The following is a 13,571-nucleotide window of genomic DNA, read 5'->3' on the forward strand; positions in this document are numbered from 1 at the left end:
AAGGGATCTCACTATGAGTTCATGGACAGAAAAGTCAGCAACGGCCCGCGATGATTCGAACACTATCCCCGCATTGCTTCAACGTGGTGTCTTGCGCAATCCGCTGGCCACAGCACTGAAATTCGAGGACCGCACGTGGACCTATCAAGCTCTAGCGATAGCAGTGAATCAAGTTGCAGGCAGACTGAAGGCGCTTGATCTACCCACAGGATCTCGAGTCGCGGCCTTTTCCGCCAACAGTGATGCCTACGCCATCTTGTTCTTGGCCTGCGCCTCAACAGGGTTGGTTCATGTGCCGGTGAATTTCGCTTTGAAGGGTGATGAGCTGCGCTACCTGCTACAAGATTCTGGGGCTTCTCTGGTGATCGCAGACCAACCTCGCCAACAGCTGGTCCAAGAACTGGCAGACCGCCACGAATTGCCCGAGGTGCGTGAAATCTGGTCTCTGCTGCCTCTCGAAGGAAACGAGAACAGTGTTTTGGCAACGGCCTTGAGCAAGGAGAATTCCGAAGAATACTCAGGCGTGAAAATCACCAGTACTGACCTCGTTCAGTTGCTCTACACCTCTGGAACAACCTCGGCACCGAAAGGTGCGATGATGACCCACGGTGCCCTAATTGCCCAATACGTATCGGCCATCATCGCCCTAGATCTGGATGCCGAAGACCGCCCGTTGATTGCAATGCCGCTTTATCATTCTGCAGCGATGCACGTGTTCTTATTGCCTTATCTAGCTCTCGGCGCCAGCGTCCGTTTACTTTCCAAACCGGATATCGCTGAAATTTTAGAGCTCGTTGAATCCGAACATATTGGCTCCTTGTTCCTGGCCCCAACGGTTTGGGTTCCGTTGAGCAACCATCCGGACTTGGCAACACGGGATCTCAGCTCGCTGGCGAAAGCTCAATATGGCGCATCGATTATGCCGGTAACTGTGTTGTCCCGGTTACGTGAACGCTATCCAAAAATCGGCTTCTACAACTGTTTTGGACAGTCTGAATTGGGGCCGTTGTGCTCGGTATTGAGGCCAGAAGAACACGAAGCCAGGCCAGCCTCTTGTGGTCGTCCGGTCTTCTTCGTTGAGGCAAGAGTTGTCAATGCGCAGGGCATGCTTGCCGAACCCGGAGAACCCGGTGAAATTCAATATCGTTCTCCTCAAGTGATGAACGGGTATTGGAACAAGCCTGAAGAAACTGAGCAAGCGTTTATTGATGGTTGGTTCCGCTCTGGTGACCAAGTTGTCAAAGATCGTTCCGGCTACATTCAAGTAGTGGATCGCATCAAGGATGTCATCAACACCGGAGGTGTTTTGGTGGCACCCCGCGAGGTTGAGGACTGCATCTATGAACTGCCAGAAGTTGCGGAAGTCGCTGTTGTTGGCATCGATGACGAACGATGGATAGAAGCGGTCACCGCTGTAGTGGTGCTCAGAGAAGGCACGCATCTGACCGCCCAAACGGTGCGAGACCATGTGAAATCTCGCATGGCTGGTTACAAGGTGCCCAAACGCGTTGACTTTGTCGCCCAGCTGCCCCGCAACCAATCGGGCAAACTACTTAAACGTGAACTTCGGGCTGAACGGGCCGCTACCGGAGGCCCCGAGAATGGCCACTGATCCTTGGATGAAATTTGATCTGAGCACACCGCTAGATACCGATTATTTATCGGCTTTTAGCTCAGTGACCAGTGCGGACCGCGAGCACTGGACACGGGCCCGTCAATTCGCTGAAGATGTCTTCCCTGTTATCAACGAGCACTGGGACAAGGCACACTATCCCGTTGAATTGGTTCGGAGGATGGGCGAGCTTGATTTGCTCACCGACGGGCTGGATATCGCCGGACACGCGAAGTTTTCACCTCTGGCGGCCGGATTGGTGACCATGGAGATTTCCCGCGCCGATGGCTCTATGGCTGCTGCCGCTGCCGTTCAAGGTGGACTGGTTCTACGCAGCCTGAAATTATTCGCAACACCTGAACAACAAGAGCAGTATTTGGAACCGGTCGCCACCGGAAAACTGCTCGGTGGCTTCGCCCTCACCGAGCCGCACCACGGCTCCGACTCTGTCAGCCTTGAGACTTCCGCCCGCAAAGATGGTGAGGAATGGGTGCTCAACGGCAATAAAAAATGGATAGGAAATGGTGCAGTCGGCGGCATCACTATCGTCTGGGCTCGCGATGAGACTGACGGTCAGATCAAGGGATTCATCGTTGACCAACAAACTCACGGCTACGAAGCAACACCCGTTCAAGGCAAAGGCGTACTACGGGCCATCGAGCAGGCCGAGATCAGACTTCATGAGGTGCGTGTTCCGGGCACTGCCCTATTAGCCAACGCCACGTCGTTCAAGGATGTATCAAAGGCCCTAGTGGAAACCCGAGTGAACGTGGGCTGGTCCGCCCTAGGTCACGCCCTATTCTTGTTTGAGGCGGCGTTGCAGTACGCCAAGGAACGTGAACAATTTGGCAAGCGGCTTGGTGCTCATCAAATTGTGCAATCGCTCCTTGCACAGATGCTCTCGGAACTGACGAACATGCAATTACAGTGCGTCGCGGTCGCAGCCGAACAAGCCGCGGGCAACCTCCGTCCAGCCCAAGCCTCGCTGCTGAAGTACCACAACACCCGGGCAGCTCGCCGGGTGGCAGCAACGGCCAGAGATATGCTCGGCGGCAACGGCATCCTGCTGGAAAATCACGTCATACGCCATGTTGGAGATATTGAAGCGCTACATACCTATGAGGGAACCGAAACTATTCAAGCGCTCATTCTCGGTAGAGACCTCACCGGCTTCAGTGCATTTGGCTAAGTGGGATGGCTAAGATATTCATGATGTGCACTACGTGCCTAGCTTGCGTTGCAAAGGACTAAATATGGCTTATCTCGTTGATTTTAAAGATATGTCCACCGTGGGATTAGAGACTTCTCCGGTCGCCGAAGCCTTGGCTGGGTTGCGTGCCAACGAGGCGCGATATCTGAAGAATAAATTTGATCATGACCTAGTGCTTGAGGATGCCGCTCAGAGCGCAGAAGTGGTCCAGTGGGTACACAATATTCTGCTGAAAGAACGCGAATTAGAAATCGCTTCTCGTCCCCTGCAGGCTTGCGTCTTTGAGGCAGATGGCGCCAAGCGAGCCTACGTTTTTTATGAGTCAGGATTGTCCATCAATGTCCTCTATGGCCTAGCCGACGGTGAAAAACGCGCAGTGGGCTTCAAACTCTCCGACGGAATGGAAGTGCCCGAAGAGCTGGCAGATAAGTTCAAGTTCGCGCGCCAGAAGTCAAAGCTCGCCGGAACCATCCGCGGATCCTATTTTGTGATTCAGGGCCAGTACTAACCCCCCAGTTGCCGGTAGCCGTCTTGCGCCGCTTCGCGTAGGAATTCTTCTGGCCACAAGGCCCTCAAATCGCTAGAGAACCTGAAGTTCTCTAGCGATTTTTTGTCCGCGTGTGCTTGGCCGATTTCCTGCGCTAATTGTTCAAGGTGTCCTTGTTGCCGGAGAACAAAGTCGCTGTCTACTGGTTCACCGTGGCCTGGGATTACCGTATGCCCGGGCTTGATTAGCTCTAATAAGGAAGCCAGTACTGCTGCCCAGCCTTGTGGTTTTGACCCTTCCCCAAACATGGGCGGACCGGATTCTTCGATGATGTCTCCAAGGAACCAGACTCCGGCATCGGGGACCAACACGGCTAGGTCCGTTTCCGTATGCCCAGGTCCCAATGGCAACAATTCTAGGATGCGGCTGCCGAGAACTACTTTGCTGGCTGTCTTGATGGGCCTGCTAGGAGGCGTGAGAATCACGTCATGCCAGCCCCGGTCCCTTTCGGACTGTGGCTGCTTTTGAGCTTGTTTCAGAAGCGGTTGTTCATATTCCTGGAAATGTGTCGGGATCAGATGATGTCCGTAAATAGGTATCCCTGCATCCTGAAATACCTGATTTCCAAAAGTGTGATCATAGTGCGCGTGAGTGTTGACTACGGCAACGATCGGCAGCGCCGATAGTTCTGCAACGTCACGAATGATCTCTTGCGCTTCTTCGGGGTTGTTACGTGTATCGATAACCGTAGCTCCGGTGGGGCCAAGGACCACACCTACCGAAACATCGGCAGGGTTGTAACGCCGGTGAAAGACTTTGTCGCCTACTTCTAACCACTGATTACTGGGCAAGTTATCTCCTAGTTGTGTGCTCTACACATGACGCGTACACCGGCAACGGCTACCTCCGATTATCCGCTGATGTGTTTGATCTCAACGCGGCGGATTACAGTCAAAGTCTCGCCTGTAATCAACTGGATGACTAGGCTAGGTAAATGGCCACTGTAATTCTTGTGCGGCATGGCCGCACCACCGCCAACGCTTCTGGCGTGCTGGCCGGACGAACACCTGGAGTCAGCCTCGACGAGACCGGTGAGGCACAGGCAGAACGCACTGCCACCAGACTCGCAACAATTCCACTGGCCGGCATCGTTTCAAGCCCGTTAGAGCGTTGTCAGCAGACCGCCGGCTTCATTATCCGGCACCAGATGAACCCACCAAGCCTTGAGTCGGCTGAAGATCTGACCGAATGTGATTACGGCAGCTGGCAGGGCAGCAAGCTCAGTGAACTCTCCGTTCAGGCCCTTTGGTCGAAGGTCCAAGCTAACCCCTCGGCAGTCACCTTCCCTGACGGTGAATCCATGGCTGGAATGCAAGCCCGTGCAGTGGCAGAAATTCGCAGACTAGACGCGGACTTCGAAGCTAAGCACGGACCTGACGCGGTATGGGTGGCGGTCAGCCATGGCGATATCATCAAATCAGTATTGGCCGACGCATTGGGCATGCATCTTGATCTTTTCCAACGTATCAACGTGGGACCGGCTTCAGCATCGATTGTGCATTACGGTTCTGGCTCCCCCACGGTGCACTCGGTCAATACCGAAGATGGGGATCTTTCCTGGTTGGCCCCGGGACTAAAAACAGTCGACGCCCCTGTGGGCGGCGGAGCAGGACACTAAGGAAGTAGACATGGCGGAAATAGTCCACGATTTTAATTGGCCCGATCGAGTTGTCATTGGCACCGTCGGCGAGCCGGGCTCGCGTACCTTCTATTTGCAGGCACGCGCTGGATCAACAATGACCAGTATCGCCTTGGAAAAGCAGCAAGCTGCAGTCGTAGCTGAAATGATTGACGAAATTCTTGATCAAGTCTCTACGATCTCCGGTAATGCTTTCAGCGTTCCCACTCACACTCCGGTGGAGCTAGTAGATAACGATCCTCTGGAAGAGGTCGAAGAGGCCTTCCGCGCCGGATCAATGAACCTTGGATGGGACGCCACCGTGGCGCAAGTTGTGCTGGAAGCCTTCTCGCTGAACGAAGAAAATCCTGAGTCAGAACCTGAGGCAGTGATGCATGTGCGGATGCCAGTTGGCACAGCTCGTGCCTTCGCAATGCGAACCCATGAAATTGTGGCTGCCGGACGCCCCGTATGTTCGACTTGTGGCTACCCGATTGATCCAGATGGTCATACCTGTCAGGGACCAGAACTTTCATGACGCCATCTGATCTGCTCACCGATGAACTGGAACTCACCGGTCGAATCACCACCGCTTCCAATGCCACGTTTTTGGGCACCATCGGTGAGCTGAGCGTCGTTTACAAGCCTGTTGATGGTGAAAAACCTTTGTGGGATTTTCCAGACCACACCCTAGCTAACCGCGAGGTTGCGGCGTACCTGGTTTCTGAAGCGCTGGGCTGGAATGTAGTTCCACGTACTTGGTTGCGTAAAGGTCCATTGGGTATCGGCATGGTGCAGCTATGGCAAGACGTAGACCCTGAACAGCACGCCGTTGATCTAGTGGCCAGCGACAAGCTTCCGGCCACCGGCTGGCAAACGGTTCTGCATGGGCAAGATGAGAGTGGAGCGCAGGTGAGCCTGCTGCACGAAGATAGTATTCAACTGCGTCGAATGGCAGTCTTTGACGTCTTGGTGAACAACGCAGACCGCAAAGGCAACCACGTTCTAGCTATGCCCGATGGCCATCGATTCGGTGTAGATCATGGGCTGAGTTTCCATGAAGAACACAAATTGCGCACGGTTCTCTGGGGTTGGATTGGGCAGCCGCTGTCCGAGGAAGAAATCGACGGCATCGACCGGATTATCACCTTACTTGATGCGCAGCTCGGCGAGCAGCTTTCCCAGTTACTGAGTATTGCTGAGCTAACAGCGTTCAAGGACCGATGCCTCAGTTTGCGTAAGAATGCAGTCTTTCCGGGCCCCAGCGGTGAAATGCCGGCTGTGCCTTGGCCACTGTTTTAGCAGTAGCTTGTTGACCGGTCAGGCTAGAAAAATCTGGATCTCATGAAGTCTCACCTGCGCCAGAACACGCGGGGCGTCCTGCCAACTAGAGATTGAGAAATTTCTTGAGCAGGCCCAAGACTCCTCGAGACTCACGCGCGCCGGAATTAGCCTGACGGTTTGCCGTCCGCTCAGCCTCGTGGGCATATTCCAACGCCAGTTCATCCTGACCGTCAAAGGCATGAAGTGCTTCACTGAGCGCTCCGATAACCAGCAAGTCGATATGAATTCCGCTGAGTTTTCCCGTTTCGTCTCTGCTCTCTACTACGGGGAATACCCGTTCTGGCCGAGCAATCAGAATGGCAATGTTTTCGCCGTCAACAGCTTTAGGCAATGTGGTGATCAGGGAGCCGAGTGGACCGTCAATTTCTGTATCCATCCGGTCGAACCACCCGGAACCGTCGCTGGGCGAAATGACAGTATCAAACCACGTATCTGGATCAGACGGCATATTGGGCACGATAGCTTCGGCATCGCTCATCGCAACACTGGACATCTCCGAGCTCGGGATACCTCGTAGATTTGGCATGCCCGCCCGTTGGTCTACCAACCGCGTCCCCGCTTCGACATGACTTGGCTCGAACGTGGCAGGGGCAACTGAGACAGTTGGCTGATCAGAGAGGACCAGGCTCAGATAGGCTGGTCGACTCAACGCTAGATCGTAGCTTTCTGGTACTTGGGCAATGGTTGCCACAACCTTGTAATCACCAGGCGGGATACTCAGCACACTAGGGGTCTGCAGCAGTATCGGATCGCTGATAGCCAATTGACCCGAGGACACACGAAGCTTGCCGAACTCGAAGGTCTCAAATGTTGCAGGCTGGCCGTCAGGAAGACGGAACACTCCAGTTTGAAGGGCCAATAGTCCGTCTGCGCGCATCACAGTTCTCCTCGTCGTCCCCATCTGGTGATGGCCTGATCCTCTTTTACGTCAGCGTACTCGCACCTAGATCTCGTACTTGGATCTTCCACCCCAGGATCGTAGGTAATGCCCAGGCGGACAGGCACAATGGAACTATGAATGCTCACGCTATTTTTGCCGATTTCATCCAACGTCCCATCGACGCAGCCCATCGAATCCCAGAACTGAACGCTGAGCAATTGAACGCTCATCCCGGAAATCACCCGAACTCCGTGGCATGGCTGCTCTGGCACACCGGCCGCGAGATTGATGTTCAGCTTTCGCACTTGTACGGAAAACCTGAAGTATGGGAGTCCTACCGGGACCGTTTTGATCTGGGTGAACTCGGTGACTCAGTTGGATACGGGCACACCGAAGAGCAAGCTCGTCAGATTCAGGTCTCGGATCGTCAGCTGTTGGTTGACTATGTCGAAGCCTGCCTTCAAGCTCTAGCCGAATACATCAACGTGTTGACCGAAACCGACTTTGCTGAAGTGATCGATACGAGTTGGGAGACTCCAGTAACCCGCGGGGTGCGCCTCGTTTCCATCATTGACGATGCCACGCAACACATTGGCCAGGCCGCCTACGCTGCCGGAGCAGTCACCGCCAACAGCTAGCGGTTTCGTGGAAAGCCTCTTCGTGCGTTGAGACCGGCTACAACGGTTTCACCATGATCAAGCAGGGTGTCCCAGGACCCCACAGGTCAGTTTCTTCTACTGCGAGAAATCCGCACCGCTCATAAAAGTGTCGCGTCCGGGCATAACCAACGTCCGGATGCGATGCTCCGAGAGTTTTGACTTCTAAAAGACGTACCCCACTGGCCCGTGCATCAGCCTCGATGGCGTTCATCATGGCGGTGCCGACGCCTGTACCGTGGGCCTGACGGTCCACTAGGGTCAGATGTATTTCAGCCGCATGCGCGAAGTGCCGATCAACAAGCGTTACTCCGAGGACCGCACCCGACTGATCACGGACCGTCCACGTTTCCTTGGTGTGCGCGGCTTGGATGTATTCGTCGTTGGCCTCGGGCTGGCCAAACCATTCGGGCACCGTAGCCAATAAACGCACAACGTCTTCTGGCACTGGCTCATCAAGCTTCGCAGTCCAGCTTTTGCCGGCTTTATTGCATTGTTGATGCTCTTCCCAATCTTTGCGCAGCAAGCCGTAGACCCACGAATCCGAAGTATCGCCATTGACCGTGCAGTCTTGACGCAAGGTGCCTTCAAGCTGAAACCCTAGCTTCTCTAAGACCTTGGCCGAAGCGATATTTCGCGTGTCCGCTTCAGCTTGAACCCGGTTGAGATCAAGGGTTGTGTAAGCCCAGTCCAGCACGGCGGCTACCGCTTCCGTGGCATAACCATGACCCCAAGCATTTTCGTTGAAGCAGTACCCCAACGAAGCATTGCGGAACTCTGGGTTCCACGAATTGAAGGTGCACCAGCCCAGGAACGAGGCGTCGGAACTATGCTCAATTGCCAGACGGACGCCAGTTCCTTCTTCTGCCATAAGATTGCAGGCGACGATGAACCGGTGGGCTGCCGCTGGGTCATCCCAGGGTGGCGAGTCCCAGTAGCGCAGCACAGTGGCGTTACTCTGTAGGGCAAACAGCTCCGCGGCATCCGCTTCGGTAAAGGCACGCAGCTTCAGCCTCGCGGTATGCAAGGTTGGTATGGGCAATGCTGGAGCAGGCGATGTCATACAAGGCATCCTGCCATGAATACAGCGAGCTCACGAGGTATTCGAGGGTGCACTTTTCTAGGTCTGAACAGGCTCAAGGTATTGCTCTGCAGTAAAAACGGACGGTAATCTACCCACTAGGTGCCGTTTGGCCCTTCCTCTAGTAATGACAGGTCAGCCCATGTCCTTCCAGGCGTATCTAGACACCATCGAGAAAAAGACACATCTGACACCTCGCCAGCTTGTGGCTATCGCCCACCAAAAAGGCCTCGATGCACCGGGAGTCAAAGCTGGTGAAATCTTGACTTGGTTGAAGGAAGACTACGAGCTGGGGCGCGGTCACGGCATGGCACTGGTTCACGTCATCCAAAAGGGACCAACGATCAGCAGCAAACATGTCGGGACCGATGGTGTCCACAGCGATGAGTCAGAGACGTTGTGGCTCGACGGCATAGCTAGCAAACCTTCGGCAAAATAAGACCAATAAACAATTCTGCTTTCTCATCACCGCATTCGGAGCAGACAAAAACGTCGCAGCGAAGCGACCATAGGAAAAAAGTGCCTCGATGCCCCATTCTCATCCGCGTCCACTTTTTGATCCGGAGCCAGAGGCCATACTGACTTCGGCCACGGACGAGCTCCCGCCAACTTTGACCGCCGAGATGATTCCGCTGCTGCGCGAAGCTAACCCTGCCGAAGTGCCTCCGGAGCAAGTTCTTGCCGGCACTGGGATCATCCGCCGCGACGTCACCATCAAAGGCTTTGAGGGTGCAGAAATCGTGGTCTCGGTTTTGCAACGTGACGGCGCACAGGAAGCGGTCCAGGTATTTACTACACCCACGGTGGCGGAATGGTCATCGGTGACCGGTGGGCTGGGCTGAGCCAGTTCCTTCCTTGGGTTATCGAAAACGACGCGGTGGCAGTCACCGTCGAGTATCGTCTTGCTCCAGAATTCCCTGATCCCTACCCTGTAGAGGATTGCTACGCAGGGTTGGTGTGGAGCAGCGATCATGCTGAGGAACTCGGCATTGATCCCAACCGACTAATCGTTGCCGGGGCCAGTGCCGGCGGCGGATTGGCTGCAGGCATTGCGCTGCTGGCTGGGGATCGAAAGGGCCCGGCATTGGCCGGCCAAGTACTCATTTATCCGATGCTTGATGACCGCGACAACACCATCTCCACCGTTCAGATTGACGGAGAAGGTATTTGGGATCGCAGCAGCAATGTGATGGGCTGGACCGCTCTCCTCGGCGAGCGCAAGGGCACCGACGACGTGTCGATCTATGCTGCTCCAGCCCGGGCTATGGACTTGTCGGGGCTTCCACCGACGTTTATCGATTGCGGATCTGCTGAGGTCTTCCGAGATGAAGATGTCGCCTACGCAACTGCGCTTTGGCAGGCTTGCGTCCAAGCGGAACTACATGTGTGGCCGGGTGGCTTCCATGGCTTTGATATGAGCGCTCCGGATTCTGTGCTGGGCAAGAAGATGATTTCCACCCGGAGCCAATGGATTGCCCAGCTCTTCTAGAGCTAGATAGCGGTATGTAGATTTCATCCTTCAAACGGGCCGCGTCCACATGGGGACAAAGACATCACCTATCCGCGCAGCAAAGCATACAGTTTGGCAATGTGGGCCCTGAAGCTTCGGCCGTTAGACTTCGAAAAGCTTTAGTCCGTCAATGTCCTGTGCCTCCCAGACATCAAATGCGTCTGTCTCGACCGCTGCGCGAGCAAGTGGCAAAAGTCGTTGTGCCGCTTCTTCTGATTCGAACATTGCCAAGCCGACAAGTCGACCTGTTGTGGCATCTTGAAGTGTATGGACACCGATAAGTCCGTCATTACCGCGCATTGCGGCACCAAACCTGTGCATGGAGTCGACTAGCGCATCTCGGTGCTCGGGATGTGGAGTGTGGATAGACACAACCGTATACATGGCACCAAGAGTAGCACCGCAGAAACTTTAGGATCAGATCCGCTTTCCTTAGTCCTCAATAAGTTCAGCGAGCTGCGCAGTAACTAGACTCCACCCTTCAAGGAGCCCCAGCTCATCGTGTTGTGCTCGGGCAGCAGTATCGGCATGCCGGGCCACAATACGGTAGAGGGTGCCTTCGACGTGATCGGTCAGTGTCACTTCACCTGTTACTGAAACCGGCACCGGGTTGGCCGGACGCAACGTACTATCCACCGCGTTAGTGAAGACGATGCGCTCTTCAGCGTCAACAGCTAAGAAGGCGGCGTCCATATGAGGTACAAAGCTCTTGCCGTCTTCGCTCATCTGGGTGACAAAGCCTCCACCTGCCTGTGCGTCAAAGCTCTCGACCTGGCAGAGATACGGCTTTGGGATCCACCACTGGGCAAAGAGATCCGGCTGAGTCCAGGCATTCCACACGGCCGCGCGGAGCACGAATGACGCGCTCGATAACAAGATCAAGGTCAGTATTCATGAGTTTCTCTTTCCCAGTCGCTTCGTTCTGATGCACTTCGAAGTGTCGCCAGTCTGGCACCCACGGTATATGCCCGAATGAATCTTTGGTCCGAGGTAGCTTCATGTTCGCAGGGACCCGGCACTTTCGTCTTACACTCTTAGAACCCTTTGACCGGCGTTCGCCCCAAATTCCGAACTCATGCTCTATTCGGTGAGTCCTATTCGATCGGCAGGGTGACCCGTGCACAGGTACCGGCTTGCGCGTCGGGGCGCGGACCCAGCGTGAGTTCTCCTCCCAATCTCTCCACTGCCCCGTTGGTAATGGCTAATCCCAACCCACTGCCCTGTATATGTTGCCCGGCTTCCCTATGAAAAGCAGCAGTAGCCTTCTTGGGGTCCTTAATTCCTGGACCGTGATCTTGGACTTCAATGATGAGTGACTTTTTGGTGGCGTGGGCGCTAATGGTGATGGGCCCGTCAGCACCTGCGTATCGTATGGCATTGTGAACGAGATTTAGGATGATTGTTCGTACCGCAATGGATGGAACTTCTTGGGCTGCGCAATCGCCTAGCTGCCATTCCATCTGGGCTTCGGAAGCTTCTGGCAACACCATCAGGTTGTTGACTACCGTCCGCGCAATTTCATCCAATGAAGCAGGGGTGTCAGCGCGATGTTCTACTTCACCCATGGTCAATAGCTGATCGCACAGCCGGCGTAGGCGCTCGATTCCGGAGTTCAGCGCAGCACTGCGTTCATGCCGCTCCTCCTCGCTGCGGGCTGCCGCGAGATACTCTACTTGGAAAGACACCGCGGCCACCGGCGTTCGTAGTTCGTGGGCTGCCTCAGCGGCGAATCGTTGCTGTTCTTCCAGCACGGTAGCAGCCCTTGAATGGTGCTCTTCTAGGGTCTGGATGAACCCTGCAAGTTCTGTGGGCATTCGTGCTGGCGGCAACGGATCTAAAGAACCATCGTGGCGCGTGGCCAATTCTCGCCTCAGCTTTTCTACCGGACGCAGCGCCCAGCTCACCACTAGCCACACTAGAACCATCATGAGTGGCGCACTAAGCAGAATTGGTGCCAGCGTGGAGGTCAAGGTCTCGCTCACGGCATCTTGTCGCACCGCGGTGGATTGGGCTACGGCAAGTTTGCTGCCGTTAGCCAGGTCCTCGACGAAGACGCGTTGTTCCCCGGACCCCAGCGTAATCGTTTGCAAACCGGTCCTAAGATCAGCTGGCAACTGATGTTTGCTCTTTGAGTGGCCAAGAATTTCTACCACCAAACTTGATTCATCCGGTAGATCTGAAGGCTGTCCTTGTTCAAAGTTTGCTCCGGGAGCCTTGACGATTTCTGCGACACGTGTGAGCAGACCGTCTTGCGCCTCGCGGGCTTCAAGTTGAGCTCGTTGGAAGGCCCAACCGGCGGCCAATCCTGTGATGACCAAGATGACAAGCATCAAGGCTGTGATGAGACGGGTGCGCAACGAAAGCGGCGGTGAGGAGTTCATGATTCTTTGGCCACCATCCACCCAAGCCCACGTATGTTTTTGATCGTCGAGGCACCCAACTTCGCCCGGAGTTTTCCGATGAGGAAATCGATCGCGTTGGATTCGATGTCAACTTCATCTGCATAGACCTGTGCTTCCAGCTGCGTTCGGGAGAGCACTTGTCCGGAATGCAGAAGCAGCGCACGCAAAAGAGCTAGTTCCCGTTTGGTCAGTGCGACCGGATTTCCGTTGGCACGAGTCGCCGTGGCAGCACTTTCGTCAAGACTGATGCCCCAGGCCCGCAGAATCGAGGATTGATGAACCGAGCCGCGCCGGGTAACCGCCCGAATACGGGCCAGTAACTCTTCATAGGCGAAGGGCTTCACCAGATAATCATCCGCACCAATGTCTAATCCCGCGACGCGTTGCTCGACGCTACCACGGGCGGTGATGACAATGACGGCCGGTGCCAACTCTTCAGTCGATGGCTGCCGTAGCGCTCGCAATACGTCCAACCCGTCCAGTCCTGGAAGTCCCAAATCAAGCAGGACGATATCGAAGTCACCGAATTTGCTGTAGTGTTTAGCGCTTGGACCATCAGTGATCAGCTGCACGACATGCCCGTCTTCGGCCAAACGTGCGATGAGCACGCTACCGATCATGGGGTCATCTTCCACCACAAGTATGCGTGGCATGCGTGCTCCTTTACTGACACGGAATGGCGGCCGCAGTACCTGAGCTACAGATACTACG

General features: G+C 55.0%; 17 protein-coding genes. 10 read left to right on the forward strand and 7 right to left on the reverse strand.

Going from position 1 to position 13,571, the window contains the following annotated elements:
• Positions 1–13 precede the first annotated feature (13 nt).
• The 3 genes from EYR88_RS05405 (at position 14) to EYR88_RS05415 (ending at position 3,330) form a co-directional block, all read left to right on the forward strand.
• Positions 14–1,612 (forward strand): fatty acyl-CoA synthetase, encoded by a 1,599-nt coding sequence (locus EYR88_RS05405; protein WP_131088675.1) that lies wholly within the window; start codon positions 14–16, stop codon positions 1,610–1,612.
• Positions 1,602–2,801, forward strand: a complete 1,200-nt coding sequence (locus EYR88_RS05410) for an acyl-CoA dehydrogenase family protein (RefSeq protein ID WP_131088676.1) — start codon at positions 1,602–1,604, stop codon at positions 2,799–2,801. Before EYR88_RS05405 ends, EYR88_RS05410 begins: the two co-directional genes overlap by 11 nt.
• Before the next feature lie 64 nt (positions 2,802–2,865).
• Positions 2,866–3,330, forward strand: a complete 465-nt coding sequence (locus tag EYR88_RS05415) for a phage tail protein (RefSeq protein WP_131088677.1) — start codon at positions 2,866–2,868, stop codon at positions 3,328–3,330.
• Here EYR88_RS05415 and EYR88_RS05420 read toward each other — a convergent pair.
• Positions 3,327–4,160, reverse strand: a complete 834-nt coding sequence (locus EYR88_RS05420; protein ID WP_131088678.1) for an MBL fold metallo-hydrolase — start codon at positions 4,158–4,160, stop codon at positions 3,327–3,329. The two genes, EYR88_RS05415 and EYR88_RS05420, sit on opposite strands and share 4 nt — an antisense overlap.
• Positions 4,161–4,303: 143 nt before the next feature.
• Here EYR88_RS05420 and EYR88_RS05425 point away from each other — a divergent pair, with 143 nt between their 5' ends.
• From EYR88_RS05425 to EYR88_RS05435, 3 genes are read left to right on the forward strand one after another with little or no spacing between them, the layout of a single operon-like run.
• Positions 4,304–4,987 carry an MSMEG_4193 family putative phosphomutase gene (locus tag EYR88_RS05425; RefSeq protein WP_131088679.1) on the forward strand — a complete coding sequence of 228 codons (684 nt, stop codon included), beginning with the start codon at positions 4,304–4,306 and terminating at the stop codon, positions 4,985–4,987.
• A 10-nt stretch (positions 4,988–4,997) separates the two neighbouring features.
• Positions 4,998–5,525 (forward strand): DUF3090 domain-containing protein, encoded by a 528-nt coding sequence (locus EYR88_RS05430; protein ID WP_131088680.1) that lies wholly within the window; start codon positions 4,998–5,000, stop codon positions 5,523–5,525.
• A complete protein-coding gene (locus tag EYR88_RS05435) occupies positions 5,522–6,289 on the forward strand; it encodes an SCO1664 family protein (protein WP_131088681.1) in 768 nt (255 codons plus the stop codon). Before EYR88_RS05430 ends, EYR88_RS05435 begins: the two co-directional genes overlap by 4 nt.
• Before the next feature lie 85 nt (positions 6,290–6,374).
• Here the strand turns inward: EYR88_RS05435 and EYR88_RS05440 are convergent, their stop codons facing one another.
• On the reverse strand, positions 6,375–7,208 hold the full coding sequence (locus EYR88_RS05440) for a hypothetical protein (RefSeq protein ID WP_165477283.1): 834 nt from the start codon (positions 7,206–7,208) through the stop codon (positions 6,375–6,377).
• A 137-nt stretch (positions 7,209–7,345) separates the two neighbouring features.
• On the opposite strand from EYR88_RS05440, the gene EYR88_RS05445 reads away from it, so the two are divergent.
• The gene (locus tag EYR88_RS05445) at positions 7,346–7,849 is read left to right on the forward strand and encodes a DinB family protein (protein WP_131088683.1); all 504 of its coding nucleotides are present in this window, start codon (positions 7,346–7,348) and stop codon (positions 7,847–7,849) included.
• 37 nt (positions 7,850–7,886) lie between these two features.
• Here EYR88_RS05445 and EYR88_RS16210 read toward each other — a convergent pair whose 3' ends face one another.
• Positions 7,887–8,930, reverse strand: coding sequence for a GNAT family N-acetyltransferase (locus EYR88_RS16210; RefSeq protein WP_242632457.1), 1,044 nt, complete (start codon positions 8,928–8,930; stop codon positions 7,887–7,889).
• Positions 8,931–9,090: 160 nt separating this feature from the next.
• Between EYR88_RS16210 and EYR88_RS05460 the strand changes: the two genes are divergently transcribed.
• From EYR88_RS05460 to EYR88_RS05465, 3 genes are all read left to right on the forward strand, one after another.
• On the forward strand, positions 9,091–9,387 hold the full coding sequence (locus EYR88_RS05460; RefSeq protein WP_131089798.1) for a DUF4287 domain-containing protein: 297 nt from the start codon (positions 9,091–9,093) through the stop codon (positions 9,385–9,387).
• An 88-nt stretch (positions 9,388–9,475) separates the two neighbouring features.
• A complete protein-coding gene (locus tag EYR88_RS16215) occupies positions 9,476–9,790 on the forward strand; it encodes a hypothetical protein (protein ID WP_242632458.1) in 315 nt (104 codons plus the stop codon).
• Complete coding sequence (locus EYR88_RS05465; protein ID WP_242632459.1) at positions 9,760–10,437, forward strand: alpha/beta hydrolase fold domain-containing protein; 678 nt, start codon at positions 9,760–9,762, stop codon at positions 10,435–10,437. Before EYR88_RS16215 ends, EYR88_RS05465 begins: the two co-directional genes overlap by 31 nt.
• A 123-nt stretch (positions 10,438–10,560) precedes the next feature.
• Here the strand turns inward: EYR88_RS05465 and EYR88_RS05470 are convergent, their stop codons facing one another.
• The 4 genes from EYR88_RS05470 to EYR88_RS05485 form a co-directional block, all read right to left on the reverse strand.
• Positions 10,561–10,842 carry an antibiotic biosynthesis monooxygenase gene (locus tag EYR88_RS05470; protein ID WP_131088684.1) on the reverse strand — a complete coding sequence of 94 codons (282 nt, stop codon included), beginning with the start codon at positions 10,840–10,842 and terminating at the stop codon, positions 10,561–10,563.
• Between the two features lie 48 nt (positions 10,843–10,890).
• The gene (locus tag EYR88_RS05475) at positions 10,891–11,340 is read right to left on the reverse strand and encodes an SRPBCC domain-containing protein (RefSeq protein WP_242632460.1); all 450 of its coding nucleotides are present in this window, start codon (positions 11,338–11,340) and stop codon (positions 10,891–10,893) included.
• A gap of 212 nt (positions 11,341–11,552) precedes the next feature.
• A complete protein-coding gene (locus EYR88_RS05480; protein WP_131088685.1) occupies positions 11,553–12,839 on the reverse strand; it encodes an ATP-binding protein in 1,287 nt (428 codons plus the stop codon).
• Positions 12,836–13,513, reverse strand: a complete 678-nt coding sequence (locus EYR88_RS05485; protein ID WP_131088686.1) for a response regulator transcription factor — start codon at positions 13,511–13,513, stop codon at positions 12,836–12,838. Before EYR88_RS05485 ends, EYR88_RS05480 begins: the two co-directional genes overlap by 4 nt.
• Positions 13,514–13,571: the final 58 nt, after the last annotated feature.

The sequence above is a fragment of the Arthrobacter sp. S41 genome, assembly GCF_004320535.1.
In the GTDB taxonomy this organism is placed as follows: Bacteria; Actinomycetota; Actinomycetes; order Actinomycetales; family Micrococcaceae; genus Glutamicibacter.

Excerpts from the sequence above, each read along its gene's own strand:
- EYR88_RS05460 (WP_131089798.1), top strand. The coding sequence starts at position 9,091 with ATGTCCTTCCAGGCGTATCTAGACACCATCGAGAAAAAGACACATCTG.
- EYR88_RS05480 (WP_131088685.1), bottom strand. The coding sequence starts at position 12,839 with ATGAACTCCTCACCGCCGCTTTCGTTGCGCACCCGTCTCATCACAGCC.
- EYR88_RS05405 (WP_131088675.1), top strand. The coding sequence starts at position 14 with ATGAGTTCATGGACAGAAAAGTCAGCAACGGCCCGCGATGATTCGAAC.
- EYR88_RS05470 (WP_131088684.1), bottom strand. The coding sequence starts at position 10,842 with ATGTATACGGTTGTGTCTATCCACACTCCACATCCCGAGCACCGAGAT.
- EYR88_RS05415 (WP_131088677.1), top strand. The coding sequence starts at position 2,866 with ATGGCTTATCTCGTTGATTTTAAAGATATGTCCACCGTGGGATTAGAG.
- EYR88_RS16210 (WP_242632457.1), bottom strand. The coding sequence starts at position 8,930 with ATGACATCGCCTGCTCCAGCATTGCCCATACCAACCTTGCATACCGCG.
- EYR88_RS05445 (WP_131088683.1), top strand. The coding sequence starts at position 7,346 with ATGAATGCTCACGCTATTTTTGCCGATTTCATCCAACGTCCCATCGAC.
- EYR88_RS05410 (WP_131088676.1), top strand. The coding sequence starts at position 1,602 with ATGGCCACTGATCCTTGGATGAAATTTGATCTGAGCACACCGCTAGAT.
- EYR88_RS05485 (WP_131088686.1), bottom strand. The coding sequence starts at position 13,513 with ATGCCACGCATACTTGTGGTGGAAGATGACCCCATGATCGGTAGCGTG.
- EYR88_RS05425 (WP_131088679.1), top strand. The coding sequence starts at position 4,304 with ATGGCCACTGTAATTCTTGTGCGGCATGGCCGCACCACCGCCAACGCT.
- EYR88_RS05440 (WP_165477283.1), bottom strand. The coding sequence starts at position 7,208 with ATGCGCGCAGACGGACTATTGGCCCTTCAAACTGGAGTGTTCCGTCTT.
- EYR88_RS05465 (WP_242632459.1), top strand. The coding sequence starts at position 9,760 with ATGGTCATCGGTGACCGGTGGGCTGGGCTGAGCCAGTTCCTTCCTTGG.
- EYR88_RS16215 (WP_242632458.1), top strand. The coding sequence starts at position 9,476 with ATGCCCCATTCTCATCCGCGTCCACTTTTTGATCCGGAGCCAGAGGCC.
- EYR88_RS05435 (WP_131088681.1), top strand. The coding sequence starts at position 5,522 with ATGACGCCATCTGATCTGCTCACCGATGAACTGGAACTCACCGGTCGA.
- EYR88_RS05430 (WP_131088680.1), top strand. The coding sequence starts at position 4,998 with ATGGCGGAAATAGTCCACGATTTTAATTGGCCCGATCGAGTTGTCATT.